This is a genomic window from Mucilaginibacter sp. UYNi724, from assembly GCF_054057495.1.
The window spans coordinates 338646-365326 of the sequence record NZ_JBSRZI010000001.1 but is presented as its reverse complement, the minus strand read 5'-3'; the positions used below and the strand labels follow the sequence as shown (position 1 = coordinate 365326).

The 26681-nt window shown below is 45.0% G+C and carries 19 protein-coding genes; 7 read left to right on the top strand and 12 right to left on the bottom strand.

Annotation, left to right across the window (positions count from 1 at the left end; genetic code table 11):
• Nucleotides 1-151 precede the first annotated feature (151 nt).
• The 6 genes from ACVW0P_RS01570 to ACVW0P_RS01545 form a co-directional block, all read right to left on the bottom strand.
• Complete coding sequence (locus ACVW0P_RS01570) at nucleotides 152-694, bottom strand: thioredoxin family protein (protein ID WP_457130521.1); 543 nt, start codon at nucleotides 692-694, stop codon at nucleotides 152-154.
• Between the two features lie 155 nt (nucleotides 695-849).
• Nucleotides 850-1608, bottom strand: coding sequence for a DUF4846 domain-containing protein (locus ACVW0P_RS01565; RefSeq protein WP_457130520.1), 759 nt, complete (start codon nucleotides 1606-1608; stop codon nucleotides 850-852).
• Nucleotides 1605-2312 carry a M23 family metallopeptidase gene (locus tag ACVW0P_RS01560; RefSeq protein WP_457130519.1) on the bottom strand — a complete coding sequence of 236 codons (708 nt, stop codon included), beginning with the start codon at nucleotides 2310-2312 and terminating at the stop codon, nucleotides 1605-1607. The genes ACVW0P_RS01565 and ACVW0P_RS01560 overlap by 4 nt, the downstream gene beginning before the upstream one ends.
• A gap of 290 nt (nucleotides 2313-2602) precedes the next feature.
• Nucleotides 2603-4171, bottom strand: a complete 1569-nt coding sequence (locus tag ACVW0P_RS01555; protein ID WP_457130518.1) for a hypothetical protein — start codon at nucleotides 4169-4171, stop codon at nucleotides 2603-2605.
• A 4-nt stretch (nucleotides 4172-4175) separates the two neighbouring features.
• The gene (locus ACVW0P_RS01550) at nucleotides 4176-5174 is read right to left on the bottom strand and encodes an ABC transporter ATP-binding protein (protein WP_457130517.1); all 999 of its coding nucleotides are present in this window, start codon (nucleotides 5172-5174) and stop codon (nucleotides 4176-4178) included.
• Nucleotides 5175-5555: 381 nt separating this feature from the next.
• On the bottom strand, nucleotides 5556-9578 hold the full coding sequence (locus ACVW0P_RS01545) for a methylmalonyl-CoA mutase family protein (protein WP_457130516.1): 4023 nt from the start codon (nucleotides 9576-9578) through the stop codon (nucleotides 5556-5558).
• Nucleotides 9579-9929: 351 nt separating this feature from the next.
• Between ACVW0P_RS01545 and ACVW0P_RS01540 the strand changes: the two genes are divergently transcribed.
• Nucleotides 9930-10307 carry a hypothetical protein gene (locus ACVW0P_RS01540; RefSeq protein ID WP_457130515.1) on the top strand — a complete coding sequence of 126 codons (378 nt, stop codon included), beginning with the start codon at nucleotides 9930-9932 and terminating at the stop codon, nucleotides 10305-10307.
• A gap of 28 nt (nucleotides 10308-10335) precedes the next feature.
• On the opposite strand, the gene ACVW0P_RS01535 is transcribed toward ACVW0P_RS01540, so the two are convergent.
• Nucleotides 10336-10530 carry a hypothetical protein gene (locus ACVW0P_RS01535; protein ID WP_457130514.1) on the bottom strand — a complete coding sequence of 65 codons (195 nt, stop codon included), beginning with the start codon at nucleotides 10528-10530 and terminating at the stop codon, nucleotides 10336-10338.
• Nucleotides 10531-11040: 510 nt separating this feature from the next.
• On the opposite strand from ACVW0P_RS01535, the gene ACVW0P_RS01530 reads away from it, so the two are divergent.
• The 4 genes from ACVW0P_RS01530 (at nucleotide 11041) to ACVW0P_RS01515 (ending at nucleotide 16873) form a co-directional block, all read left to right on the top strand.
• Complete coding sequence (locus tag ACVW0P_RS01530) at nucleotides 11041-11238, top strand: hypothetical protein (RefSeq protein WP_457130513.1); 198 nt, start codon at nucleotides 11041-11043, stop codon at nucleotides 11236-11238.
• Nucleotides 11235-13691: an AAA family ATPase gene (locus tag ACVW0P_RS01525; protein ID WP_457130512.1), complete on the top strand. Its 2457-nt coding sequence runs from the start codon at nucleotides 11235-11237 to the stop codon at nucleotides 13689-13691. Before ACVW0P_RS01530 ends, ACVW0P_RS01525 begins: the two co-directional genes overlap by 4 nt.
• 727 nt (nucleotides 13692-14418) lie before the next feature.
• Nucleotides 14419-15369: a TIGR01212 family radical SAM protein gene (locus ACVW0P_RS01520; RefSeq protein ID WP_457130511.1), complete on the top strand. Its 951-nt coding sequence runs from the start codon at nucleotides 14419-14421 to the stop codon at nucleotides 15367-15369.
• A gap of 286 nt (nucleotides 15370-15655) precedes the next feature.
• Nucleotides 15656-16873, top strand: coding sequence for an acyltransferase family protein (locus ACVW0P_RS01515; RefSeq protein WP_457130510.1), 1218 nt, complete (start codon nucleotides 15656-15658; stop codon nucleotides 16871-16873).
• A gap of 61 nt (nucleotides 16874-16934) precedes the next feature.
• On the opposite strand, the gene ACVW0P_RS01510 is transcribed toward ACVW0P_RS01515, so the two are convergent.
• The 4 genes from ACVW0P_RS01510 to ACVW0P_RS01495 all read right to left on the bottom strand — a co-directional run bounded on the left by ACVW0P_RS01510 (nucleotide 16935) and on the right by ACVW0P_RS01495 (nucleotide 20904).
• Nucleotides 16935-17402: an SRPBCC family protein gene (locus tag ACVW0P_RS01510; protein ID WP_457130509.1), complete on the bottom strand. Its 468-nt coding sequence runs from the start codon at nucleotides 17400-17402 to the stop codon at nucleotides 16935-16937.
• A 92-nt stretch (nucleotides 17403-17494) separates the two neighbouring features.
• Complete coding sequence (locus ACVW0P_RS01505) at nucleotides 17495-18337, bottom strand: sulfurtransferase (protein WP_457130508.1); 843 nt, start codon at nucleotides 18335-18337, stop codon at nucleotides 17495-17497.
• A gap of 125 nt (nucleotides 18338-18462) precedes the next feature.
• Nucleotides 18463-18936 carry a ribonuclease H-like YkuK family protein gene (locus ACVW0P_RS01500; protein ID WP_354427985.1) on the bottom strand — a complete coding sequence of 158 codons (474 nt, stop codon included), beginning with the start codon at nucleotides 18934-18936 and terminating at the stop codon, nucleotides 18463-18465.
• Between the two features lie 321 nt (nucleotides 18937-19257).
• Complete coding sequence (locus ACVW0P_RS01495) at nucleotides 19258-20904, bottom strand: SUMF1/EgtB/PvdO family nonheme iron enzyme (RefSeq protein ID WP_457130507.1); 1647 nt, start codon at nucleotides 20902-20904, stop codon at nucleotides 19258-19260.
• 237 nt (nucleotides 20905-21141) lie between these two features.
• Between ACVW0P_RS01495 and porV the strand changes: the two genes are divergently transcribed.
• On the top strand, nucleotides 21142-22317 hold the full coding sequence (gene porV / locus ACVW0P_RS01490) for a type IX secretion system outer membrane channel protein PorV (RefSeq protein WP_457130506.1): 1176 nt from the start codon (nucleotides 21142-21144) through the stop codon (nucleotides 22315-22317).
• The gene (gene ispF / locus ACVW0P_RS01485; protein ID WP_457130505.1) at nucleotides 22317-22799 is read left to right on the top strand and encodes a 2-C-methyl-D-erythritol 2,4-cyclodiphosphate synthase; all 483 of its coding nucleotides are present in this window, start codon (nucleotides 22317-22319) and stop codon (nucleotides 22797-22799) included. Before porV ends, ispF begins: the two co-directional genes overlap by 1 nt.
• A gap of 292 nt (nucleotides 22800-23091) precedes the next feature.
• On the opposite strand, the gene ACVW0P_RS01480 is transcribed toward ispF, so the two are convergent.
• On the bottom strand, nucleotides 23092-26460 hold the full coding sequence (locus ACVW0P_RS01480; protein ID WP_457130504.1) for a glycosyltransferase: 3369 nt from the start codon (nucleotides 26458-26460) through the stop codon (nucleotides 23092-23094).
• Nucleotides 26461-26681 lie beyond the last annotated feature (221 nt).

Sequence of the window (26681 nt, the reverse complement as noted above, 5' to 3'; positions counted from 1 at the left end):
CTGAAAGTCCGAAGACAAAAAATAAAAAGAGGGTTATGCTAAATGCATAACCCTCTTTTGTTTTACCTTCCCCCTGTCCCTCCGAAGGAAGCAAGGTTAAAAGGCTAATTCATTTATAACCCTCTCCGAAGGAAAGGGTTGGGAGAGGCTACTACTTCGCCTTCTCTACGTAGCTTTTAGGATCAAGCGCCTTTGGCGACCAGTTCTCAAAAAACTCCTGTACTTTAGCTTTGCTGTGTCCTTTACCTTCTTCCAGGTAGCCCGAGTTTTGGGTATGCAGGCGGGTGCCCTTGCCATCTAACACCACAAATACCGGGAACCCGAAACGCTGCGGATAACCAAGATCAGCTAATACTTTTTCGTTTTTGTTCTCGGGGCTCCAGTTTAGGTGCACTACCACAAAATCATCGTTCATGGTTTTATTGAGCTCGGCGTCGCCGGTAACCAGGTCGTTAAACCTTAAGCACCAGATACACCAGTTGCCGCCAATTTGCAGCAATACGTTTTTATGTTCGGTATTTGCTTTTTTAACTGCTGCCGCGATATCTGCTTTGGCATCCGCGGCAGGGTTATATAAATGGGGGACTACCTTTTTTGTAGTATCTGTTTTTGAAACCGATGCAGCAGGTGCCGTTTGGGCATTTGCACTAAAGCCCAGGGCAATTACAGATGCTAAAAGAAATATCTTTTTCATGGCGAGTTGATTTTTTCTAAATATAGGGATAGTAGCCTGAAGCATAGGTAATAGCAGGGTAAATTATTAGGGCGCAAAAAAGACCCGCTTGCTGGGCTTAGTAACGGTACCTGCAATGACATTGGGACTTGATTACTGGTTCTTAACCTCCTGCCCTAAAATCTCCCCAAATACTTCGCATCCACTAACTCCCCGTAGGGGATTCCGGCAACCGTGTTTAGGCTAAACCACGGCGAACCATTTTGCAACACCTGGATGTTTTGCGCGGGCATAAAGCTTTGCGCCAGTAGGAACTGCTTTTTGTGGGCGGCGTTCTCGGCCACATCCATCACCATAAAACAATGCCCCGGCGAGCCACCCCTGATGAATACATCGCCTGCCTTAATATCGTTGGCATTGGCAACGGGCTTTAATTCTTTTTGGAGGGAAAGCGTGCCCGCGTAAGAGAATACCAGGGTCATGTACCGTAAGAAGTTGGGGTAGTTGTAATCCTTTTTGCCTTTTAATATCCAACGCTCATTAGCGTAGCGGTAACCATCGGCATAGTGCACATAATCGCATTTAAAACCGCTGGTAAAGTTAAATGCAATGGCTTTATAGCTTTTCTGCTGATATAAATATTCGGCACGCAGGCGCATCACGGCATCTGCACATTGTTGCAGATCCTGGCTGCCAACGCTCATATCTATTACGGCGGCGGTGTAAGAATCGGTACGGGCGATGCTGCCGGTATAGGTTTTGGTATGTGTGCCGGCGGGTTTAAGCGCAAGGCCTTGCAGGTAAGCCCCAAAGCTGCCCGGAGCCACAGCAACATGCGCATAACCAGCCGAAGGCTTAAAACGTGTTGTTACATTATCCGCGGGGATAAATGCAGTTACTACTGCTAATATTATAAAGGCTAAAATGCTTTTCATCTTTTTATTGATTTAACCAGTTGCTGATAAGGGTTGAACGGTACCGGCAGATCGTTCACGATCTTGAATGCCGAAAAGTGCAGATGCGTAGGCGAGCGTTTCTTGTAAGCGTTAAGCCCTGTGCGGCCAACTTCGGCAATTTTATCACCGGCCTTTAGTTCGTCGCCGGGCTTTACAAATATAGTTTGGTTGTGGGCGTAGTAGCTAAAAATGCCATTTGCCGGGTGGTAAACCCAAATGTATTTACCGCCACGCATGGTGCTTGCGGGTTCCCATTCATTAGTACAGGCTACCACAACTCCATCAGCCACAGCCAAAACATCAACAGGTTTAAGGGTGCGGTCGTCAAGGTTATCCTGGTTGGCATCCTTTATAAATATATCGTGTGCGGGGTGCGCAGCGTGTTTGTTGCCATCAAGGTAGTGGTAACCTTTATCAGAATAACCGTTGCCATTTGTGCCGCCAATGGCAATGCTTTTATAACCCTTAAGGGGGAATATCCATATTTTGCTTGTGGTTGATGGGTTAACTTTTAATTGCCCAAGCAGCGCCTTCAATTGCTTTGCCGCATCAGCCCGCTTGATGGTTCCGTTGAGTACCCGGTTGTTAAGCGCGTTTATTTTTTGGCAGGTAGATGCTATACCCTGCGCGTAAGCAAGGTCTGTAAATAACACAACAATAAATATCAATAGCAGCTTCTTCATAAATGGTGACTAAATTTAGGTAAAAGCAATGCGGGATGCAAGCGTGTTTATGTCCGTCCGTTTGGGAGTATGGACATGAGTGGACAAGGGCGGATAAAACTACAACTATGTTAAAGCGTCAGTATTTGATAGACTTGCCGTAGGTTAGTTCTTCGTTATTTATGGCAATGAATGATATGAATATTATTAATAAAGCAAACCGTTCCTAACTAAGCACTAATCAAAAGGTGTTACGTATGCCTTGTAGTAAATAGAATATGCCGGTTTAACTACCCAACTACCCAATTGCCTTACAAATGCTTTACCTGGTAATTCCTCACTACAAAACCAACGCAAGCCAGGGCTGCATTTATAAGCAGGATGATAGTTAAATAGGTGCTGCCATGGGGCATGCTGCCCAGGTAATCTACCACGTATACCTTGTTGATGATGGCATAGGTAAGCATAAAAAATACTACCTCGAAAAGCTTTTTACCACCGGTTAATATGCCCAGGGTTGCCGACAATAAAACAATAAGCACACAGCCGTTAATGATATTTAAAATGGCATCGGTGTTTAACAGTGCAGCGTTACGTATAATTACCGGCAGTGCCAATGCAAGTGCTAACATTACCCCGGCTAAGATCTGCGCGGGCAGCATCCTTAACAATGGTTTGTATGATGCGTAGGCGAAGTAATGCACCCTGTTTGCCTTTTCTTTTGTGACCAGTGCGCTCCACCGCGTTACCTGCAAAAACAACAGTACAGGCAATATATAGCTATATGCAATTGGCAGCGGCGCTAAAAACATGGCTACCCAAGCCCCTGCGTTAAGCAGCCAAAGCCATTTGTTGCCCTGCCTTACCAGTAGCAATAATTCGGTTTTGATGAACGGGACAATGCCGTAATTGAAAACAAGCGGCGGCATGGCTTCGCGGGTGATCCCTGCGGGGTTGGTGCTTTGTTTATCAGTTTCGGTAGGTTGCGGGATGGCCTTGATCTTCTTTTTGCCTGCTGATTGTTTTAGATCGAATCGATGGAAAAATAACGAGGAAAAATATACAAGCCCCAAGCCAAGCCCTATCCACAATACCCTACTAAACACAAACACTGCCGACCAGCTGATACCTTCCCAGACAAAGGGCTTGTATTTGCGGTGCCCGTTAAAAATAAACCCGAAGGATACATCTTTAACGCTTTGGTGAAACTGCGTATTAATTTGCGCGGTGATGCTTTTGGTGACCAGGCTTAAGCCAAATGGGTCAAATGCCCCTGTGGTAGGGCCGCTTTTAGTTATGGAAGCCATGGTAGCCCCGCATAAAAAAAAGTAAATGATGTATTGCAGGATGCTGCGCTTGCCTAAAAAAACCTCGGCCACTACGGCCAGTGCCGCCACCATAAATAATGCAGGCACAGCAAAAAACAGGTACGGCAAAATAAAGTTAGACAGCACAAAAGGATGCCCTGCCCCGCGAATGAAAAACAACACGATACTTACCGAAAAAGTGCAGCCCGCAATGGTTAACAGCACCAGGTAGTTACTTAGCTGTTTACATAAAAGGTATTTAAAATTGCTGATAGGGGTGGTGGCGATAATTAGGCCTACCTCGGTATCGATATCTTTTTTAATACCGCTGTTGATGAGCAGAAAGCCATAAAAGGAGAGCATAACCGTTGTCATGGTAGCGGATACATACCCCACCCATGCCGAATTATATACGCCTCTGAACCCCGAAGCGCTTAAGGTGGTATAATTCGCCGTGTCCGGCGGTACAAAAGAATAAGCGGCGTAAACGGTAACGAACATCGTTATTAAAAACGAATAGCTGCGGGTGCGCTGTAAATAATCTGCCTTTATAATGTTGTAGAGGTATGGCATATACTTAGGCGTTGTTTTGGGTTAAAAACAAGTAGGCATCCTCTAAAGTAGCCTTAACCGGGGCCGAAGACGGGGCAGCATTGGCCTGGGTGCTAATGTAGCGTGTTTTTATCCGGTCGTTTTGGCGGGAGGTATCTATTACCTTGTACCGGCCTTTAAATTCGGTAAGGGCTGCGTTATCCAAAAACGTTTCAAAGATGCGGCCGTCGGCTTGTTTAATAATATCCTGCTGATAGCCTTTTGTAATGAGCGCGCCTCCCTGCATAATGGCAACCTCATCGGCAATGGTTTCGATATCCGATACGATGTGCGACGACAGGATGATCACGCAATCCTGCGCCAGGTCGGCAATTAATTGCCTGAACCTCATTCGCTCTTCCGGGTCGAGGCCTACGGTGGGCTCGTCAAAAATTAAAACTTTTGGGTCGTTAAGCAGGGCTTGTGCAATCCCAATGCGCTGTTTCATACCACCCGAATAGGTGCCGATAGGCCTTTTGGCATCAGCCGTAAGGTTAACGCCTTCCAGCAATATGTCGATACGCTTGCGCAGGCCTCTGCCACCCACGCCTTTCATGGCGGCTATATATTCTAAAAACTCGTAGGCGTTTAGGTTGGGGTACACCCCAAAATCTTGAGGTAGATAACCCAATACCTTGCGGATAGCATCAGGATGTTTCACAATATCGGTACCGTCTAAAAGCAAAGTGCCGCCGGTAGGTTTGCTGATGGTGGCAATGAGTTTCATAAGGGTAGATTTCCCCGCGCCATTTGGGCCAAGTAAACCTAATATGCCCTTATTGATATCAATGGAAAAATTGCTTAAGGCGGTTTTTTGGTTGTTATATTTTTTGGAAAGGTTGGTTATTGCTAAGGCCATGTGGTTGTTTTGTGGCAGTATGACTGCCCCGCTAATACCAATGTTACAGGTGATGGCAAATAAGGTGATGTGGGTTGATGGGTTTATTCTTGTCCGTCCGTTTAGGAGTGCGGAAATGATGGACAAGGGCGGACAAATATGCTTAATGTTCCGTAGGAACTACCGCTTTGTAGGGGTTTTATAAAACGAAACCGTGCCCTGTAAGGGCTACCCCTGGATTGCACCTACGGAGCAACAGATTTAAGTCCAATAATCCGCTACAAAGCGTTTGCTCCTACGGAGCAGGGGACTTGCGTTAAGGATTGAAACGGATACCGGCCTTGCGCCTAAGGCCTGCAGGCGTATGAGCGTAAAGCCCGGCCCGCAGGGAACGCCATTGTAAAAGAGACAAGACTAATAGAAGCACTAAACAACACCCGAAACCTATCACCCGGTAAATCTTAGAAATAATACACCCTTATTTTAATTCTTGTTTCTTCATTCTCTCCTCTTGACCCTAACTCCCTTCTACATATTCCTCCTGTACTGCCCACCTACGGCGTACAGCGCGTTGCTGATTTGCCCTAACGAACAATATTTACAGGCCTGCATCAGGGCCTCGAAGATGTTATCGCCGGCTATGGCGCGTTGTTGCAGCTCTTTTAACAAGGCAGGCGCATGCTCGCTGTTCCGTTGCTGAAACAGGTGCAGGGCCGCTATCTGGAACTGTTTCTCCTCCTCGGTAGCACGGATAACTTCTGACGGTACTATAGTTGGCGACCCCTTTTTATTGAGGAACGTATTTACCCCGATGATAGGGTATTCACCGGTATGTTTAAGGGTTTCGTAGTAAAGCGATTCTTCCTGGATCTTGCTGCGCTGGTACATGGTTTCCATAGCACCCAGCACACCGCCACGGTCGTTAATGGCTTTAAACTCGGTAAGTACGGCCTGCTCTACCAGGTCGGTTAGCTCTTCGATGATAAAAGCGCCCTGTATCGGGTTTTCATTTTTGGCGAGGCCAAGCTCGCGGTTAATGATGAGCTGGATAGCCATCGCCCTGCGCACCGATTCTTCAGTTGGGGTGGTTATGGCCTCATCGTACGCATTGGTGTGCAGCGAGTTACAGTTATCGTAAATGGCGTACAAAGCCTGCAGCGTGGTGCGGATATCGTTAAAATCGATCTCTTGCGCGTGCAGTGAGCGGCCGCTGGTTTGGATATGGTATTTCAACTTCTGCGACCTATCGTTACCTTTGTACTTGTTCTTGATAGCCTTGGCCCAGATGCGCCTCGCCACACGGCCAATCACCGAATATTCAGGGTCGATACCGTTGCTGAAGAAGAAGGAAAGGTTGGGCGCGAAATCGTCGATGTTCATCCCGCGGCTCAGGTAATACTCTACATAAGTAAAACCGTTGCTCAGCGTAAAGGCAAGTTGGGTGATGGGATTGGCGCCCGCCTCGGCAATGTGGTAGCCCGAGATAGACACCGAGTAAAAATTACGAACCTTTTGCTGAATAAAATACTGCTGGATATCGCCCATCATCCGCAGGGCAAACTCCGTACTAAATATACAGGTGTTTTGCGCCTGGTCTTCCTTCAAAATATCGGCCTGCACCGTACCACGCACTGTGGCAATGGCATACGCGCGGATCTGCTCATACACATCCGCAGAAAGCACCTGGTCGCCGGTTAAGCCGAGGAGCATTAGGCCGAGGCCGTTGTTGCCGATGGGGAGAAGGGCCCCCTCTAAATCTCCCCCGATAGTAGCCTCACCTAAATCCTCTCCAAAGGAAGCCCCCTCTAAATCTCCCCCGATAGGGGAGACTTTTCTTTCTGGTTCATTTTCTGATGACGTCTTTGCGTACACATTTCTTTCGGGTTGCTTATCTAATGTCGACTTAATAAGATCTACTACACCTTGGGTGTCAGTTGTGACGGCTTCGTTGGTAAAACGTATTACTTTAAAACCGTAATAGTTCAGTACTGTCGTTCTTACTTCATCCTGCTCTGTATTAAACTGATGGTAGCCACCATCTATTTCAATAACCAAACCTTTATTTAAACACACAAAATCGGCGATATAGCCATCAATTGCATGTTGCCTTCTAATCTTGTAGCCTGTTTGTTTATTCCTTAAAAATTGCCAGATTATATTTTCTGCTTCAGTTGGGTTTTGGCGATGCTCAAGTGAATTTATTTTTAAGATTTCCCATAGCGTAATATCGGCCGTCTCAAATTTTTCTTTCGCTAATGTTTCCTGCTCCCTCTCCTTCGGAGAGGGCTGGGGAGAGGCTCCCTGATACCTTGGCCGTTCCAGCCCTTTCTCATCATAAACCCTCCTATAAGCATCCTCTACCAAATGCTGCAATCCATGCTCCGTAATATATTTTTCACATTGCTGGTCAATAGCGGCGTTCATGAAAAAGCCGAGCAGCATGGGGGCAGGGCCGTTAATGGTCATGCTTACCGATGTTGAGGCGTGGCAAAGATCAAACCCGGAGTAGAGCTTTTTGGCATCATCCAGCGTGGCGATGCTTACGCCCGAGTTGCCTATTTTACCATAGATATCGGGCCGCTCGTGCGGGTCTTCGCCGTAAAGTGTTACCGAATCAAAGGCGGTAGACAACCTGTGCGCCGGCTGGCCAAGCGACACATAATGGAACCGTTTGTTGGTACGCTCGGGGCCGCCCTCGCCTGCAAACATGCGGGTAGGGTCTTCACCCTCGCGTTTCAGCGGGAACACACCAGCGGCGTATGGGAACTCGCCCGGTACGTTTTCGGTAAGTAACCAACGCAGTATATCGCCCCAGGCCTCGTATTTTGGTAACGCTATCTTGGGGATCTTCAACTGCGACAGCGAAGTATAGTATAAAGGCTGCTTGATCTCTTTATCCCTCACCTTGTAAATAAAGTTATCGGCCTTGTATTTGGCAACCGTCTCGGGCCACTCTTTTAGCAGGCGTTTGCAATCGGCGTGGAGGTGGTCTTCAAGGTGGTTATAGGCCCCCTCTAAATCTCCCCCGATAGGGGAGACTTTCTTTGCTGCTCCCTCTCCTTCGGAGAGGGCTGGGGAGAGGCTGTTCATGAGGCTAATCGTCCCCCTCACATTAAACATTTGCTGGGCAATCTTACATTGCTCGTTCACCCAGTCGGTGTAAGCTGTGCTGCTTTCGGCTATCTCTGCCAGGTACCTTATCCTATCCGGCGGGATGATGTAGATCTTTTCCGATTCGCCTTGCTCCGCACCGGTAACCCCGCTCCCCGCACCAATTAAATCAACGCCGGTTTTTACTTTCACGGTCTTCATCAGCGCGGTGAACAGCGTGTTCATACCCGGGTCGTTAAACTGGGATGCCATGGTGCCGTAAACGGGCAGGTCCTCATCTTTGGCATCAAACAACATATGGTTGCGCCTGTACTGCTTGCGCACATCGCGGATGGCGTCTAAAGCGCCGCGTTTATCAAATTTGTTGAGGGCTACCACGTCGGCAAAATCAAGCATGTCAATTTTCTCTAACTGGGTGGCCGCGCCAAACTCGGGCGTCATCACGTAAAGCGATACGTCGCAGTAGTCGGTGATCATGGTATCAGATTGGCCTATGCCGCTGGTCTCCACAATAACCAAATCGTACCCGGCCGCTTTGCAAATATCTATGGCTTCCTGCACGTGCTTGCTAAGGGCCAGGTTGGCCTGCCGCGTAGCCAGCGACCGCATATACACCCGCGGGCTGTTAATGGCATTCATGCGGATACGGTCGCCGAGGAGGGCGCCGCCTGTTTTGCGCTTGCTGGGGTCGACAGAAATAATGGCCAGCGTTTTATCCGTCTCCATCAAATAACGGCGAACAATCTCATCCACCAAACTCGATTTCCCCGAGCCACCCGTGCCGGTGATGCCGAGGACGGGGGCAGAAGAAGCCCCCTCTAAATCTCCCCCGATAGGGGAGACTTGCTTTTCTGCTCCCTCTCCTTCGGAGAGGGCTGGGGAGAGGCTTCCCAACTCTGCAGCTGTTATTAACCTTGCAATATCCCCCTTATCCATCATGGGCTTCCTCATGCCTTCTGCTCCCTCTCCGAAGGAGAGGGCCGGGGAGAGGCTCGTTGGCGTTAGAAAATCACACGCCTCCATCATATGGTTTATCATCCCTTGCAGGCCCATGGTGCGGCCGTCATCGGGCGAGTAGATCTTGGTGATGCCGTAGGCCTGCAGCTCGGCAATCTCTTGCGGTAAAAATACCCCGCCACCCCCGCCAAAGATCTTGATATGGCCCGCGCCACGCTCGGCAAGCAAATCATGCATGTATTTAAAATACTCTACGTGGCCGCCCTGGTAACTGGTGAGAGCAATGCCCTGCACATCTTCCTGTATGGCGCAATTTACAATCTCGTCTACACTGCGGTTGTGGCCCAGGTGTATTACCTCGGCACCGGTGCTCTGCAAAATACGGCGCATAATGTTGATGGTGGCGTCGTGCCCGTCAAACAACGAGGCAGCCGTAACAAAGCGGATCTTGTAGCGGGATTTATAAGGAGTGATGCTTTCCATGCAGGTATAATTGGTTTATATCAACGGTAAAATTAACCAATTTTTAAACATGCAGAAGCTATGCGTGCATAATAATTGGAGGAGTATTAATTCCCCTCTTGAGAGGGGTTAGGGGTGTGTTATAAAACTGTATTGCCGACTATATTTTAAAGCGATATACTGTACCCAAATTTACCAATTCCCTCCCCACGGGAGGGGTGCGGAGGGGCAGCGGGCAATGGCAGGGAGGGGTCTCACCAATCTACAAAGCGCATAAACCATTACCCCACAATTTTTTTCAGCCCCATTAAACCCAGCCCTGCAAACCCCACTCTAACCCGCAACGCGCATAAACAAGCGTACCAAACCATCATGAAAAAACTATTATTACTGGCCGCTATTGGCCTGCTGCCTTACTTCGCTTCGGCGCAACGTTACAACGCCTCACGTGCCGATTCCGTTACTTACACACCTGCCGAAACTTATTGTATTGTTTCCCCCTCGCGCGTAATATTTGGCGAAAAGGTGAGCCTTGATATAGACTACGGCATCGCCGGCGACGAGAATGACGACAAAACACTGGTAGACACCAAGGGCAAAAAAATAAAATTTAACTCCCTGGCCGAAGCCTTGAACTATATGGCCCAGCGCGGCTGGCTGTTTGTAAACACCCTGCGCTACGGTGCCGACGATTACTCCCGCTACCTCTTCCGCCGAAAAACAAGCAACATACCAAGCCGGGTAAACTAATGAACTATTAAACCGGTGAACAAATAAACTAACGAAGTTCTCGCTTGCGTTGCAGGTAAATGGCAGTGCAAAACAGCGCAATAGCGGTAAGGCTAAGCACCAGTACCGCCCATTGCGGCAACAGGTTTTTAAAGCTGCTTGTACCCTGCATAAGTATAACCAGCAGCAGGCATAACGCGCCCAATGCCCTAAACAGAAACTCGGTACCGGTAATATTTTTCATGGCTGATGCGGGGGTTTGCGTGTAAATCAAAGGCAATATAAGTAATTACCCACACGGGTTAAAATTGAATTTTCGCGAAAAGCAATTGCAGTGGTGCTTCGCTTGTGGCAGCCCCGCTATCCGCTTATACTGCGCGATGCCTTAGCCACAATGCTGGTATCCGCTGCTATCGGGTTTAGGGGGGGGTATTGCTTCGTAGTTAATTGAAAATCAGGTAGAAATACGGGGTTGTAAATTGAGGTTTAATTAATAATTTTATCCAATATTGATAATAAAAATATTAAGACCGACTAAATTAATTTCAAATTGAAGAGTTTGGGAATTAAATCTAAAAGCTTACAAATGAATATTGAATAGATTAATGGGCGAGAATATTTATTTCTTTTATTGGGTTCATGAAATAGATGAATGCAAGAGATTGTTTTCACTGTAGACGTTTATAAAAAGTCCGATAATTACAATCATTAGTTTTATAGGCTTGTTTAAGAATTAAATTACATACTGAGTATTATGGACAAAAAAGAATCAACATTCAAAGATAATCTTAGCGTGCCCGAGCAGATCTTTCAAATTTTTTTTGAAGACCTAAAATTAGCCGGCATATCATCAGACGTTATTAGTCAATTGCAACTTGCTATTTCCGAAAAAGAAAACCCATCTGACATAGCGATTAAAGCCGCATTATTATCCCATAATACTTCAGTATGATACAAGTTAGAAAAATTATAATTGAAGAATTTAGAGGCATCCGTAAATTAGAAATTGACTTTAAAGGAAAAAATTTTGCGGTATGTGGTAGAAATGGAACTGGAAAAAGTGGTATTGTAGACGCTTTGGAATTCGCGTTAACGGGGAATATATCAAGATTATCAGGCGAAGGAATGGGTTCGGTGTCATTGAAAGAACATGCACCTCATGTTGATAGCAGAAGCAATCCGGAAAAGGCTAAAGTAATATTAACCGTTTGGATTCCTTCAATAACTAAAGAGGTGACCATAACCAGAACGGTAAAAGACTACAATATTCCCACCGTGTCACCAGAAACGACAGAAATAAAATCTATACTGGCTAATGTATCAAATCACCCAGAGTTCGCTTTATCCCGAAGAGAACTGATTAAATACGTTATTTCAACACCAGGAGATCGCGCGAAAGAGGTTCAGGCACTTTTGCGATTTGATAAAGTTGAAAATGTCCGAACAGTTTTGCAAAAAGTTTCTAATGCCGCGAAAAAAGATATTACTCCGTTAAAACAGGAAAAAGATGAAAGTGAAAAACAGTTATTGGTCGCTCTTGGAATATCGGATTTAAAACAGTCAACGATAATTTCTGCTGTAAATATAAAAAGAGAAGTTTTGGGGTTGGATTCAATATTAGAAATGACTTCAACCACATCAATTAAAGATGGATTAACAACAACTTCAGTCGATCAAAATACTGTACCTAAAGCGCAGGCTATAGCTGATATTAAATCACTCAAGGTTGCTATTTCTGAACTTAAAGCCGATGAGGTTTCTAAAGCAATAAAAACAGTTTCCACCCAATTAGTTGAATTGAATGAAAGTTCTCAAACGCTAACTGATATGAATAGAGCGAGTTTTCTCAAACAGGCAATCTTATTTATTGACGGGGAATCTTGCCCGGTTTGTGAAACTCCGTGGTCAGTAACTGATTTGAAAGATTTAATTAATAAAAAACTCTCAAAATTTGATGCAATTACCAAGAAGCGTGTATCTGTTGAAGAAGGAATTGAACCATTGGCAACAAAACTTAGTCATCTTCAATCTGAAATATTAAAAGTTGAATCTTATGGAAACGTATTAAATCCTAAAATTGTAAATGAGTCTTTAAAGAACTTCAGAAACTTATTAGGCTCAAAAATAATTCAACTTCAAAATCTTTTACCAATATCGGATACGTTAGCTGTTCTAACCAATTATGGAAGTATTCCAGATGAGGTGTTAACTAATATCAATGATATCGGAAATGAAATAATTAAGATTCCAGAACCCTCAACTAAGGATGCAGCAAAAGAATATTTAACCATAAGTCAGGAACGGCTCGACTTGTTTCGAAGTGTGTCGTTAAGGCACAAACAAGCTATTGATAAATCGAATTTAGCGTCTAAAGTATTCGATACGTATGCAAAATCAAGCACTGATTTCTTAAATGGAATTTATAAAGAGGTAGAAACAGAGTTTAGTGATTTATATAGATTTATAAATCAAGATGATGAAAGTTCGTTTTCTGCGCAACTTATACCCTCTATTGGCAAATTGGGTTTTGACGTAGATTTTTATGGTAGAGGTTTTTTTCCGCCAGGCGCTTATCATAGTGAAGGGCATCAGGATGGCATGGGCTTATGTTTATATCTCGCTTTAATGAAATATCTGGCTGGCGAATATTTTACATTTGCTGTCCTTGACGATGTGTTGATGTCTGTTGATACAGGGCATAGAAGAGAGGTCTGTAAATTACTTAAAGAGAAGTTTCCAAATACCCAATTTATACTTACTACACATGATGAGGTGTGGTTGAAACACATGATAGCATTTGGATTAATACAATCGAAATCTTCAATGCATTTTCGAAATTGGGATGTAGATAATGGTCCAAATGAATGGAGTGATATCGATATATGGAATGAAATAGAATTGAATCTCAAAAATAATGATGTACGCGCTGGGGCCTCATTGTTAAGACATTACCTTGAATTTATATCAGCCGAATTGTGTCAAAATTTGCGAGCAAGGGTTGAATTCAGGGGTGATGGTCAGTTTGACCTAGGAGATTTAATAACATCTGCTACATCTCAATTTAACAAACTACTATTGGAAGCTGAGAAGTCCGCGTTATCTTGGGGTAAAAAAGACGTTGCAGAGGAAATTACTAAAAAGCGAAATGCCTTTAGCGAGTTAATAACAAAGACAAATATTAATCAATGGCAAACTAATGTTGCAATACATTATAATGCTTGGGCTAATTTGCAGGCTAATGATTTTCGTCCCGTAGCTGATGCTTTTCATGAACTTATAGATGCTTTTCACTGCAAAGAATCAAATTGTAATACTATGATTTCTGTATTGCCTGAAAGGGGCGGAAGAAAAGTAGTAAAATGTGCTTGTAGTACTGTTAATTTAAATTTAGAACTTAAAAAGTAATCTTTTAACCGCTATTAGAAGGCTAAGCATATTGTTTCATAGAATGTGTAGAACTTTCAATAATATTCATTCTGCCTATCTAACGTGTACTTAACTGTAAAACAAATTCCAGAACTACTGAATTTAATCACTTCCTTCACCACTCCTCCACATTCCCAATTTCCACATAAAAATACCCGCAAACGATATCGTTAATAATAATGAGGTTGCCGGTGTCTGGGCGTCGGTTGCCACGGAGTGTAAGCCGCGGGTGTATTTAACCAAACTAACAGATGTCATAAAAAGGGGGTGTCTCACGGTGTCCCATTTTTCGCAAAGTGGGACAGGCATGCCAAAATGCTTAGTCGCCTATATTACAGAATATTCTGTATTTTAAATAAAAAAATACTTGAGTTCAAATCTAAATTAGCGAATTTGTTATCAGTTGATAGTCAGGATGTTCCATGTGTACCACACGTTATGTCTCAAAAAGTGGGACAGTACGGGTTTGGTGGGTGGAGAGTGGTGAGAACTTTTCCAACTTACTTGTCATTCTGAGTGGGCGAAAGAATCTATCAGCTGGCACGCTACATTTACCTATTGCTTTTACAACCCCTCCCTAACCCTCCCGTAGGGAGGGAATTAAGAGGCTTCTGTACATGTGTAATCGTCATTGTAGGTTCAAAACATCTGCATATCTGCACATTCGCATATCAGCACATCAAAAAACCCTATCTTTGCGGCAATCATGATGTTAAGTAATCAGGCAGGGGTACAGTGGGAGAAGGGCTATAACAACTATGGCCCGTGGCTTAAGGAGAAATACCCCGGCCACCGGGTGTTTAAGGTTATTGTTGATGGTGGCTTTACCTGCCCCAACCGCGATGGCAGTAAAGGCTATGGCGGCTGTACGTATTGCAATGTGGATTCGTTTACGCCAAGCGTGAGCCGTAACGCCCCAACGGTTAAGCAACAGGTGATGGAGGGTATGGAACGTGCCCGCAAGGGTAACAAGGCCGATAAGTTTATAATTTACTTTCAGCCTAATACCAACACCTACGCGCCTGCGCACTACCTTAAAATGATGTATGACGAAGCCCTGAGCTACGGTACTGAAGACATTGTAGGCCTTAGCGTGGGCACCCGCCCCGATTGTATAGATGCCGAAAAGATTGCCCTGCTGGAAAGCTACACCGACCGCTTTGACGTTGACCTGGAGATGGGAATGGAAAGCATTTACGATGAAACGCTGAACCAGATAAACCGTGGTTGTAGTCATGACGAGTTAATACAAGCCCTTAAGCTTACCGAAAATACCAAGCTGGATGTTTGTGTGCACACCATATTTGGTTTCCCCTGGGAAACGCACGATATGATGCTTAAATATGCCGACGAGATAAACCGCCACGCGCAAATAAAATTTGTAAAGTTTCACCACTTGCACATTGTGGAGGGCAGCGTTATGGGCGTTAAATATAAACGCGAGCCATTCAAGCTTTTCGGTATTGACGAGTACGCCGACTTTTTGTGCGAACTGTTGCCAAGGGTACGCCCCGATATCGTGATTCAGCGCCTTTTTGGCCTAAGCGACCGCGAACTGCTGATAGCACCCAACTGGGGCCTCAAAAAATCAGAGATCCAATACTATATAGACCAACGCATACTAAGCCGCGGCGTAGTGCAGGGGAGCAGCCTTTAGGCCCCCCTCTAAATCCCCCCCCCCGATAGGGGAGACTTTCTTTTTTGCTCCCTCTCCTTCGGAGAGGGCCGGGGGAGAAGAAAGCCCGCTCTAAATCTCCCCCGATAGGGGAGACTTCTTTTTTTTGCTCCCTCTCCTTCGGAGAGGGCCGGGGAGAGGCTTCCTTCGGAGAGGGCTGGGGAGAGGCTTCCTTAATTCTGAAAATTCAAGTCCACATAGCAATTGGTATTTGCTTTGCTTAACAATAGTGTACGTTTACACGTAAAAACATACTCAAACTACAATATTGGCGCAAAAACCTTTACCAAACTATATTCCTGCGCTTACGGGGGTGCGTGCTTTGGCGGCGTACCTGGTGTTTGTATCGCATTACGCGTACGCGTTTGATGAGAGTTTTCCCCGTGCTGTGCAACGTTTTCTTAGCGAGTTCCATATCGGGGTAACCATTTTCTTTGTTTTGTCGGGTTTTTTAATTGCTTTCAGGTATTTCGACAGTTTTAAATTAACCGGCGATTGGTTTAGGCAATACCTCAAAAACAGGGTGGCGCGCATCTATCCCATGTACTTCCTGCTTACGCTGGGGGCATTTGTTTCCTACTACTTCACACACGATCAAAAGGTAACCAACGGCTTTGCAAGTCCTGTTGGGTTATTTTTTATGCATATCACTTTTTTACGCGGGTTTTTCGACCAGCTGAAGTTTACGGGGATAGCCCAGGGCTGGAGTTTAACGGTAGAGGAGTGCTTTTACTTTGCGGCACCGTTCATCTTTTACTTCGCGCAAAAATACCGCAAGTTTTATATCCAACCGATAGTCATAACCCTTGCGGGCGCCACGCTTGTATTGATATTTAGCCATGTAGATTGGTATGGTTTCTTCGGCAACTTTACCTTTATGATGCTGTATACATTCCCGGGCCGCTGCTTTGAGTTTTTCGCGGGGATCCAGCTGGCACTCATCGTTCGTAAGAAAAATCTGAACGGACGGAGCAAAAGTAATTTCACCTACCTGGGCTTCGCGCTCATATTTGTATGTGTGGGTATCATGAGCGTACTGCCAATTCCCAAGGGCGAGGTTGCAGGCTTGCATCATCCGTTTGGCATCATCACCAATAACTACCTGCTTTCATCATCCATCGCATTGTTCTTCTATGGGTTGCTGACGGAGGCTACGGTACTAAAGAAGATCTTATCTAACCCGTTTGTAGAGTTGCTGGGCAAAAGCTCGTATATATTTTACCTGATCCACCTGGGGTACATGTACGATTTTATCCATTACTACTTCAACAAATGGAACGACGGTATTTTTGAACTGTACGATAAATGGGGTAAGGACTGGATCTCGCCTTTCCAGTACGATGCCCTGAACGTGTTATACGCCTTTATCATCCTAAACGGGGTATCTATACTGTTGTTCAAGCTGATAGAGGAACCTTTAAATCAATATATTCGTAAATCGGATTTTTTGATCAAAAATAAGCCCCGCAATGCTGAACGCATGTAAGCATCTATCCGCTAATGCATGTCGATAAATCCTACCCTATCGCTCAGATGACAAATTAATTCTACATCTTCCCAAACAACTCGTCAACCGCTTTTACCCGGTACTCGAATATCTGCTTCACTTTTTTACCCACAAATACATTATTTGCAATGGTGCCAAGCACACTGTAGGGCATGGCATAATGCAAAATGTCGGTCATCTCTACACCGCCGGGAATTTCTTTAAAATGGTGCTGGTGGTGCCACAGCGCGTATGGGCCAAAGCGTTGCTCATCCACAAAATACTTGCCGTCTACAACTTGCGTTATCTCGGTCATCCAATTCATTTTGATGCCGAGCAGGGGCGAGATTTTATACGTAATGATCATCCCCGCGTACATCTTGGTTTGCGCCGTATAATCTGATGTTACCACAAAGCGCATATCCGCGGGCGTTATTTTTGCCAGGTTTAATGGCGACGAGAAAAAATCCCATGCCTTATCAAGGCTGATGGGGATGTTCTGTTTAAATTTTAAGGCGTATGTTTTCACAAATAATAAACAGATTAAACAGCTAATTGTTAGGTGGTTTTGTTGCTAAAGCGACTGGAATTGTAATACAATAGTCAACAATTCAGCAATTATCAAAGCTCATTCGCTTCAGTTGCAATAGGCAGATCATTACGGCTCCATTCGCTCCACGATCCTACATAAAGCTTTGGCCCTTTAATGCCCGCGTGCTCCATGCCCAGTAAGGTATGGCATGCCGTAACGCCAGATCCACAATGTACTATCACATCTTCGGGTTTTACATCGCCAATAGTGCCCTTGTAAAGGGTAGCCAAAGCCTGCGACGTAAGGTATTTCCCTTCGGGCGACAGGCTGTTGCTGTAGAAAAGGTTTACCGCGCCGGGTATATGGCCCGCCACCAGGTCTAAAGGTTCGGTATGGCCCAGGTAACGTGCACCCTCGCGTACATCAATAACTACCCGGTCATCGGCTTTGGCTGCTGTTTTTACTTCTTCGATATCTACCGTGTGGCTGTATTGCTCTGGGATAGGATAGGGGCCGGTAGCGGCGGGTTTGTAATCATCAGTGCTAAGTTGCACCCCTTCATCAGTTGCGGCCTTTAAACCGCCGTTTAGCACCTGTACGTTGCTGTGGCCTATAGATCGCAGCATCCACCAAAGGCGTGCGCCGCCCATGGCCGCGTTTTTATCATCATAAACCACCACATGGCTCTCTGGCGTTACGCCCCAACGGCTTAAGGTAGCTGCAAAATCTTTTAACGAAGGTAACGGGTGCCTGCCGCCATTTGCGGCATCTGCAGGGTGCGAGGCCAGGTCATCGTCAAGCGTAGCGAAAACAGCATTGGGAAGGTGGCCTGCCAGGTAGCGCTCGTGCCCGTTGGCACCTGCGCGTACATCTATCAATATGGTTTTAGGGTCAAATACCCTTGCGTCGGTAATTTCTATAAGTGGGGACATGTTTCAGAGATTAGATATCAAATATAAAAATGATAACTAATAATCAAGGAAGTCGATAACGAATATCGAATGCCGGCACCGGATGCGGAAGTACTTCATTATTCGAAATTCGTTATTTTGAGCCCCTACTGTACCATTTTATTGGCGCAGCAAGAACTTGCGAATGCCTCCGGCTTGGCTTTAAATACAAAACCCATGCTCATGATATAACCCATTGCCTCGTGCAGGGCGGCGTTGCTTTTAAACATAGGGTTAGTATTAATGTCGGCGTGTACTTCAAGCCCTACGTCGTAAAGATCCAGCAGGTCGCAAAGTTTGTAGGCAATATCTATAGATTTTTGAACTTCGTGCAACATGCGTTCCTTGATGGTCATTTTTTGAGAGGTGCGCTCCTGGTGAATGAACATGAATGCCCCACGCTGCTCGCGAATGAAAACAATCACAGTGGCAAAGTCGGTAACCGAGCCTTTCACCTGCGAATCTGTACCGATACAAACTTTTAATTTATTGCCAAGGGCTGCTTCGCGCTCAATGGCGGCTTCAACCTCTTCCAGTATGGGGGTTTGGATAACCTCACCGCTAAATTTTCTCCAGGTCATAAAAAATCGTTTTTGGTTAATTTTGTCCGACCCGTTTTATAGGTCTATAAAAATAAGCGATAAACTATTTCATAAACGTTAATATACGGTAATTTATTTGTTAACATTTAGCTGAATATTAACAGGTTAGGAGCCTCTCCCCAGTCCTCTCCGAAGGAAGCCTCTCCCCAGCCCTCTCCGAAGGAGAGGGAGTAAAATCAAAAGACTATTAAGTCTCCCCTATCGGGGGAGATTAGAGGGGGCTTCACGGTTTAGGTGAGGCCAAAAAAAAGCCGCTTCCTTTTCAGGAGCGGCTTTATAATGGGTCAAGATTGGATCTTTTTATTTGGCTTTGTAATTTTTAGCCTTTTTAACCGGGTGATGCGGCTTGCCATTGGGGTTAATTTCGGGCGCACCAACCATTGTCATGGCGCAACGGAAACCAATATCCGAGCTTGCGCTTTCCTGGTCGGCAAAGCGGCGTGTAGCAGGGTTTAACCAGTACGATAAGTCGTTCCACGAACCGCCTTTGTACACTTTAGAGTGATTATTCACTAAAGTTGTGTTACCATATAAAGCTGTACTAACGGTATCGTTAAAATCGCGGTAATCTGGCGTGTAGGCTTTACCGGCTAATGGGTCTTTTATAGCTGCTGTGGTTGCACCGGGCGCTGTGCTGTTAGCAGGAGTACCTGCCGGGGCGTTATTAATTGCTGCCTGTGTCTGTTGCTGTGCTAACATATCCGCATACTTCAGTTTTTTGTTAGAAGTTGCAGCGTCTTTAATAGGGCGGCCATATTTATCTTTAGCGTACAAACCTTTGGTTGGGTCGGCAAGGCGTTTGTTGGTAAATTCGTTACCACGGAATGGGTTCAGGTCATCCACCTCTTCAAATGAAGTTTGGCGGTAAGTATCGGCAACCCACTCGTTTACGTTACCTGCCATATTATACAAACCAAAATCATTTGGCGGGTAGGAACGTACTTCTGCTGTGATAATAGCTTTATCATTTAAGCCACCTCCAACACCGGCATTATCACCGGCGCCGCGTTTAAAGTTGGCTAATATCAAACCACGTGTTTTTCTGTTTGGCGAACGTACGCCAAGGCCGTCCCATGGATAAATGCGGCCATCGTTAATGTTTTCGAACTGCGTATTACCCGCAAGCGCTAAAGCGGCATATTCCCACTCAGCTTCTGACGGTAAGCGGTAACCTTGTTTCAATATACCATCCTCTAAACGTACAGGCCTGCGCGCGCCGTTTTTACCGGTGCCACCTTGTGCGTTAGGGTTAAGGTCTTTTATCATTTTTTTACCATCAACACCCTGGCCCTTTATTTGTCCGTTCAAATAAATATCTGTGTTGAAAGGCTGACCTGCAGCCGCATTTGCGCCTGCTGCGCCGCCTTTAGCCTGGTCTTTCCAGGTTACTAAGTTGCCGCGTTCGCGCAAAATGTTTTCGTTGGTACGGTCGGTACGCCATGCGCAATATTCCTGTGCCTGCTCCCAGGTAACACCTACCACCGGGTAATCCTGAAATGCAGGGTGGCGCAGGTAATTATCTACATAAACATCATTGTATGAAAGCGGGCTGCGCCATACCAGCGTATCCGGAAGGGCGTTATAATAAAGCTCGTTATCATTAGGGAAAGTAATATTTATCCAGTGCAGGTAATCCAGCCAATCCTGGTTAGATACCTCGGTCTCATCCATATAAAATGAAGGTACAGTTACCCTGCGGCGCACATTGTTGTACTCGTACGTAACATCCTGGTCGGCACTTCCGCCTAAAACAAAGGTACCACCCTCTATAGGTACAAGGCCCGGCCCGGGGGTAGGGTGGCTTTGGCGATACCTTAAGTACCCGCCGTTTGTCCTATCGTTGTAACTTAGACCTGTTTTTTGCGATTGCTGTTTTTTATTACTACAGCTGCTAAGCGTAACAACTAATCCCAACATCACTAAAGCAGTATTAGTAAATACTTTCATGTTTGCAAAATATATTTGGAGGTAAATTTAAAAAAAATCAGTTATAAAAAACAGGTTATTTATATGCGTTTTATAACAAGTATAAACCTATCAGCTTATTTAAACGTATAAATTATTAACGGAGTTACAATAATTTGCATTAACAGTGGTTTAATTGCGATTGCGTGAATGTTTTAACCCCGATAATAACCGTTGTAAATTTTATTATTTTTAAATAATAAGACTAAATTGCACCCAATGAAATTTTTGAGTTCTAAAAGCCTTACCGTATATATTTTGCTTGCCCTGCCCGTTTTTGCAGCGGCGCAAAGCAGTACTACTACCAATGGCAGTGGCACTAACGCTATACCAACGGCAGTGCCATTTTTAAATATCTCGCCAGATTCGCGCTCAGGTGCTATGGGCGATGCCGGTGCGGCCATATCGCCGGATGTTAATGCCAATTATTGGAACCCTGCAAAACTGGCGTTCCTGGAAAACGACAACGATATATCCTTATCATACAGCCCGTGGTTAAGGCATTTAGTGCCCGATGTAAATCTGGCCTACTTGGCCTACGCACATAAAATTGACGACCGTAATACCTTTGGCGCATCATTGCGTTACTTTAACCTGGGGTCTATCCAGCTGATAGATGCCAACCAAACCGACCAGGGTGTTTACAAACCAAGCGAATTTTCGATAGATGCATCATTTGCCCGTAAGTTTGGCCCCAACTTATCGTTAGGTTTAACGCTGCGTTATATCTACTCTAACTTTAGCAACGGCTCATTCGTAACCGGATCAGGCCAGCAAAATAAGGCGGGTAATGCGGTATCGGCAGGGATATCTATGTTTTATAATAAGCCTTACGGCGATGGCTCCAACTTTGCTTTCGGCGCGCATATTTCCAACATTGGTAACAAGATAAGCTATACCAGCACAGGGCCAAACTACTTTTTGCCAACCAATTTAAAACTGGGTGTAGCCAACACCTGGCAGATTGACGAGCTGAGCAAGTTTACCGTTGCCTTTGATGTAAATAAACTTTTAGTGCCAACGCCGCCATTGCGCGATGCAAGTGGCAACATCATCAGCGGCAGCGACGATAACGTATCTGTACCTTCGGGTATCTTCCGTTCGTTTGGTGATGCACCGGGCGGCTTTAGCGAGGAGTTGAAAGAACTTAGCTTTTCGCCCGGAGTAGAGTATTTATATAACGACCTGCTTGCTATCCGCGCGGGTTATTTTTACGAAAACCCCGATAAAGGCGGCAGGCACTATGCCACAACAGGTATAGGGATAAAATACGATATCTTCAAGTTCGATTTTTCTTACCTGATAGCCAGTCAACAAAACAGCCCATTGGCTAACACACTCCGTTTTACCCTGTCTGCCAGTTTTGGCGGGGTTAAAAATGTTTCTAAAAAATAATGGCTAAAATTAAAGTCGGCTTTGGGTTTGATGTACATCAGCTAAAGCAAAACCACCCCTTTGTTTTGGGCGGAGTAAACCTTGAACATACCAGCGGCGCGTTTGGCCACTCTGATGCCGACGTAATGTTGCATGCCATTTGCGATGCCCTTTTAGGCGCCGCTAACCTGCGCGATATCGGCTTCCATTTTTCTAATACTGATGACCGCTGGAAAGGCATCAGCAGCCTGGTGCTATTACAGCATGTGGTAGCCCTACTTGCCGAAAAAAACTGGCAGATAAGTAATATAGACGCCATGGTGTGTCTGGAAGCCCCAAAGATAAATCTCCATATCCCCGCTATGCAGGCCAACATAGCCAAAGCCGCGGGGATCGATATCGAAGACATATCTATTAAAGCCACCACCAATGAGCAATTGGGTTTTATAGGCCGCGAAGAAGGTGTTGTAGCCTATGCCGTTTGTTTGATAGAAAAGATTTGATTTGGATGTGCAGATAAGTAGATGTGCGGATATGCAGATGTGCAGAATTTAAATGTGCAAATATGCGGATGCTAAATGGGTGGTTTAAAGCCGTTTATCTGAATTTTTAGACTTGTCTAAAAATTAAGTACCTAATTATCAGCTTATTGTAAAATATCTGCAAGCGTTCACGGTCGTGAACGTGAACACGCGAACAGGTTGCCACCTTTTTTTATAATTTAAACATTACGATTTGATACTCAATTTGCACATCTGCATATCCGCACATTTGCACATCCGCTTATCTGCACATCTATTTATCCCCCTGCAATTCACTCTTCTTCATCTTTACGTTACCGGTACGTTTTAATACACCCCAGGTATTTAGCTCCCCTTTAAGGGCCTTGCGCATAGATTTGAACAGTATGTAATACATCAGCTGTCGCCAGATGAAACGTTGCGGGATCAGGTATACCAATTTGTAATATTTCTCTTTTTCCATACGGAAAGCTACAACACCTACCAGGAAATCTACCAGTAGAAACGCAACATAAAACACCAGCATTTTCTCGGGGTGGCTGCCAAACAGGCCAAGGATCATGATAAGATCCGCCAGCGGCGAAAATAACGGCAATATGATCTGGAAGATGAGGATATTAGGCATCCCAACCATACCGAAATATTTGTATTTTTTGTTGAACAGCGCGTCGCGGTTTTTCCAGAAACTTTGAATCACCCCAAAACTCCAGCGGAAACGCTGCTTCATCAGCATGTTCAATGACTCTGGCGCTTCGGTGTAGGCAACGGCCTCAGCACAGTTCTTTATCACATAGCCTTGTTTCAGGATGCGCATGGTAAGGTCACAATCCTCGGCCAGGGTATCATAGGTAAACCCACCGGCCCTAAATATAGCCGACTTCCTGAACGCGCCAATAGCCCCCGGCACTACCGTGATGCTATTAATAATGTCAAACGCGCGGCGGTCCATGTTTTGGGCGGTAATATACTCTATCGACTGCCATTTGGTAATGATGTTGGTTTCGTTACCAACCTTAACCGTACCTGCCACCGCGCCAATTTCCTCATCAGTAAAATACGCCATCAAGTGGAAGATAGCATCAGTTTTTAACTGTGTATCGGCATCGATACAAACCACATAATCGTGTTCGGCATGGGTAATACCAAAATTTAATGCAGACGCCTTGCCGCCGTTTGGCTTGGTAAACACCTTTACCAACGGGTTATTGGCATAAGCCTCAGAAACCACTTTAAAGGTATTGTCCTTAGACCCATCATCAACAAAAATAATGTTGAAGTTGGGGTATTCGGTTTTTAGCAAGCTATCTATCGTGCGGATGGCGGTAATTTCTTCGTTATAGGCAGGTACTATAATACTAACAGGCGGTTGCGGGTGTGGCGCCTGATCTATATTTTTGTTTATGGCGAACTGCCTCGAAGCCATAATGCCTATCAATATAATACGCCCCATCGCCAAAAATATAGCGGATAGGAACAGGTAAAATATAAACCGGTTACCGATGAAAAAGCCCACTACCACCACATCATAAAAGCGGCCCCAAAAGGTTTTGTCGTCGCTGGTTGGCATTGGCATCAGGTCGTCTTTACTTTTACCAAGTATATCGGCAATGGTAGTAAATTGGTAACCGTTCTTTTTAAAGTAATGGATAATAGCAGGGAGTGCCTTCACGGTTTCTTCGCGGGTATCGCCACCGGCATCATGCAGTAGTATCATACTCCCATTATCTTTTTGGCGGATGGTACGGGCTATGATACTATCGGCTGTTACACCCGGTTGCCAATCCCAGGGGTCTATAGACTCACCAATGGTGATGTAGCTTTGCCTGCGGCTTTCTGCCACGGGGATAACCTCTGCCAGGGTTTGCGGCTCGGCATCGGCGTTAAAAGGCGGGCGGAATAGGATAGTGCTGCGCCCGGTAACAGATTCTATGAGTTTACGGGTAGCATTAAGTTCCAGGTTAACGCGCTCAATACTGATCGTAGAAATATCCGGGTGCAGGTAGGTGTGGTTACCAATCTCGTAACCCTCGTCATAAATACGTTTCAGCAACGGGATGTTCTTCTCCACCATCGACCCAACTACGAAGAACGAAGCAGGTACTTTTTCTTTTTTAAGTATATCTAAAATTCGCGGTGTAAATTCAGGGTCCGGTCCATCATCAAACGTTAAAACTACTTTGCCGCGTTTGTAGCCATATTTACGTATAACGTATTTGGTTGGGATGGTAACGTATTTTTGATTGGTGATGGTGTAGTTGGTGGTATCGAGGTTTACATCGATACGGCCTTTGTTTGGCACTGTGATCAGGTCCAGCACCTCGCCATCGCCGGCATAGCTGATGTTGTTACTTAAGCCAACAGTGGTAAGCCGTTTAACATCTATACCTGTTTTCCTGAGCGAATCTATTGAAAGATTTTTTTGAAAAAACGTCCATAAGCGAGGGTCTTCCCCGCCTAAACGCCATAATGCCACGCCACCTGTAGCCCAGTCATCAGCCAGGCGGATAATATTGAAATTTGTAGCAGCATCGGTAAAGTAAACAGTATGTTCTACACCGTCATTCCCTAAATAAGTATAGTGCAGGTTTGCCGATAGCGGGTCATAAATTATCTTTTGTTTTTTCTGGTCTGCCGTACTAATGGCTTGCTGGTAACCTATTGGCTGGCCAAGGCTACCTTCGGGCCAGTCAAAACCTTCACCTGCAACGGTAAGGATTACTTTCTCGCTTGGGATAACAGAACAAACCTGGTCTAAAATTTCTTCTACCCAATGTTGGTGAGATACATCGCCTGCGTTGCTACCTTCTGTATGCTCATCTATGGCCATAACAAACAAAAAGTCGTTTAGGTACTGCAGGCGTTTTAAGTCGTAATCATCATCGTTAGGAATAACGTTTTGGGTAACCATTAGCCCCCGTGCATGAAATATATTATAAAGGTCGTTTTGAAACGCGATGTAATCTTTAGTGTTACGGTTTTTAATATCTTCAATATCTACGTTAATGCCATTGAATTTGTAATGCTCCAGCTTATCGGCCATGCTATTGATGAAAGCAGCCCTTAGCTTTTTACTTTTAAAGATCCGCTCAACATCTTTTATGTCGTATCCGCCGCTTTTGTTATCGTAATTAACGTAATTGGATAGTGTGATTAGTACCTGTTTTTTATATCTTTTATTAAGATTTATCAGGCCGGTATCAATAACAGCTTTTAGCGTATCGGCATTTGGCGAGAACGAAAAACCTTCGGATATGACCATATCTAAATGCGGCAGGTTTTCGGCAAGTGAGGTATAAGCCTGTGCTTCCCAAGCTTTATAAAATGCCGCGTTTATACGATTTGCATTGTTGGGGTGCTTAATCTGATGTAAATGGCGGGCGCGTGCCATTACAGCAATTTCGGCCTTTTCTATCTTGAAATCTTTATACTTTTTAGATTTCTTTAAGGCATCCATATCGGATTTAGAGATTCTTTGGGGGGCAGCATCCAAGTTCGGCAACGCGGGGTATTCTGTCGATGTAATGGTAATGGCCGCGGCTATTGCGCCAACTATAAGGATAATTAATAAAACGCGGCTAAGCCATTTAAAACGGTTCCACCTGCCGGGGTTATCGGCCTGAAATATCTGCTTATTAGAAGACATGAAGGGGATTTAATACTATAATATGATTGATAAAGGTACGGTTTTAGAACAGCGCAATTATTTCAACTGCTTAGAGGGTTCAACGTTCGAAAAATCGACCCCGCACTTGCAATTGCTGCCGCAGCTTTTTTTAGAGAACAAGCTATTGTGCAGTAAGCGGCCAACGTAAAAAACTGCTGCAATAAATAATACAACGATAATAATTGCCTGTATGTTCATGT

Coding starts and splice junctions, on each gene's coding strand:
- ACVW0P_RS01545 (WP_457130516.1), bottom strand. CDS start 9,578: ATGGAAAGCATCACTCCTTATAAATCCCGCTACAAGATCCGCTTTGTT.
- ACVW0P_RS01480 (WP_457130504.1), bottom strand. CDS start 26,460: ATGTCTTCTAATAAGCAGATATTTCAGGCCGATAACCCCGGCAGGTGG.
- ACVW0P_RS01565 (WP_457130520.1), bottom strand. CDS start 1,608: ATGAAAAGCATTTTAGCCTTTATAATATTAGCAGTAGTAACTGCATTT.
- ACVW0P_RS01560 (WP_457130519.1), bottom strand. CDS start 2,312: ATGAAGAAGCTGCTATTGATATTTATTGTTGTGTTATTTACAGACCTT.
- ACVW0P_RS01500 (WP_354427985.1), bottom strand. CDS start 18,936: ATGACCTGGAGAAAATTTAGCGGTGAGGTTATCCAAACCCCCATACTG.
- ispF (WP_457130505.1), top strand. CDS start 22,317: ATGGCTAAAATTAAAGTCGGCTTTGGGTTTGATGTACATCAGCTAAAG.
- ACVW0P_RS01540 (WP_457130515.1), top strand. CDS start 9,930: ATGAAAAAACTATTATTACTGGCCGCTATTGGCCTGCTGCCTTACTTC.
- porV (WP_457130506.1), top strand. CDS start 21,142: ATGAAATTTTTGAGTTCTAAAAGCCTTACCGTATATATTTTGCTTGCC.
- ACVW0P_RS01505 (WP_457130508.1), bottom strand. CDS start 18,337: ATGTCCCCACTTATAGAAATTACCGACGCAAGGGTATTTGACCCTAAA.
- ACVW0P_RS01530 (WP_457130513.1), top strand. CDS start 11,041: ATGGACAAAAAAGAATCAACATTCAAAGATAATCTTAGCGTGCCCGAG.
- ACVW0P_RS01535 (WP_457130514.1), bottom strand. CDS start 10,530: ATGAAAAATATTACCGGTACCGAGTTTCTGTTTAGGGCATTGGGCGCG.
- ACVW0P_RS01555 (WP_457130518.1), bottom strand. CDS start 4,171: ATGCCATACCTCTACAACATTATAAAGGCAGATTATTTACAGCGCACC.
- ACVW0P_RS01525 (WP_457130512.1), top strand. CDS start 11,235: ATGATACAAGTTAGAAAAATTATAATTGAAGAATTTAGAGGCATCCGT.
- ACVW0P_RS01570 (WP_457130521.1), bottom strand. CDS start 694: ATGAAAAAGATATTTCTTTTAGCATCTGTAATTGCCCTGGGCTTTAGT.
- ACVW0P_RS01495 (WP_457130507.1), bottom strand. CDS start 20,904: ATGAAAGTATTTACTAATACTGCTTTAGTGATGTTGGGATTAGTTGTT.
- ACVW0P_RS01520 (WP_457130511.1), top strand. CDS start 14,419: ATGATGTTAAGTAATCAGGCAGGGGTACAGTGGGAGAAGGGCTATAAC.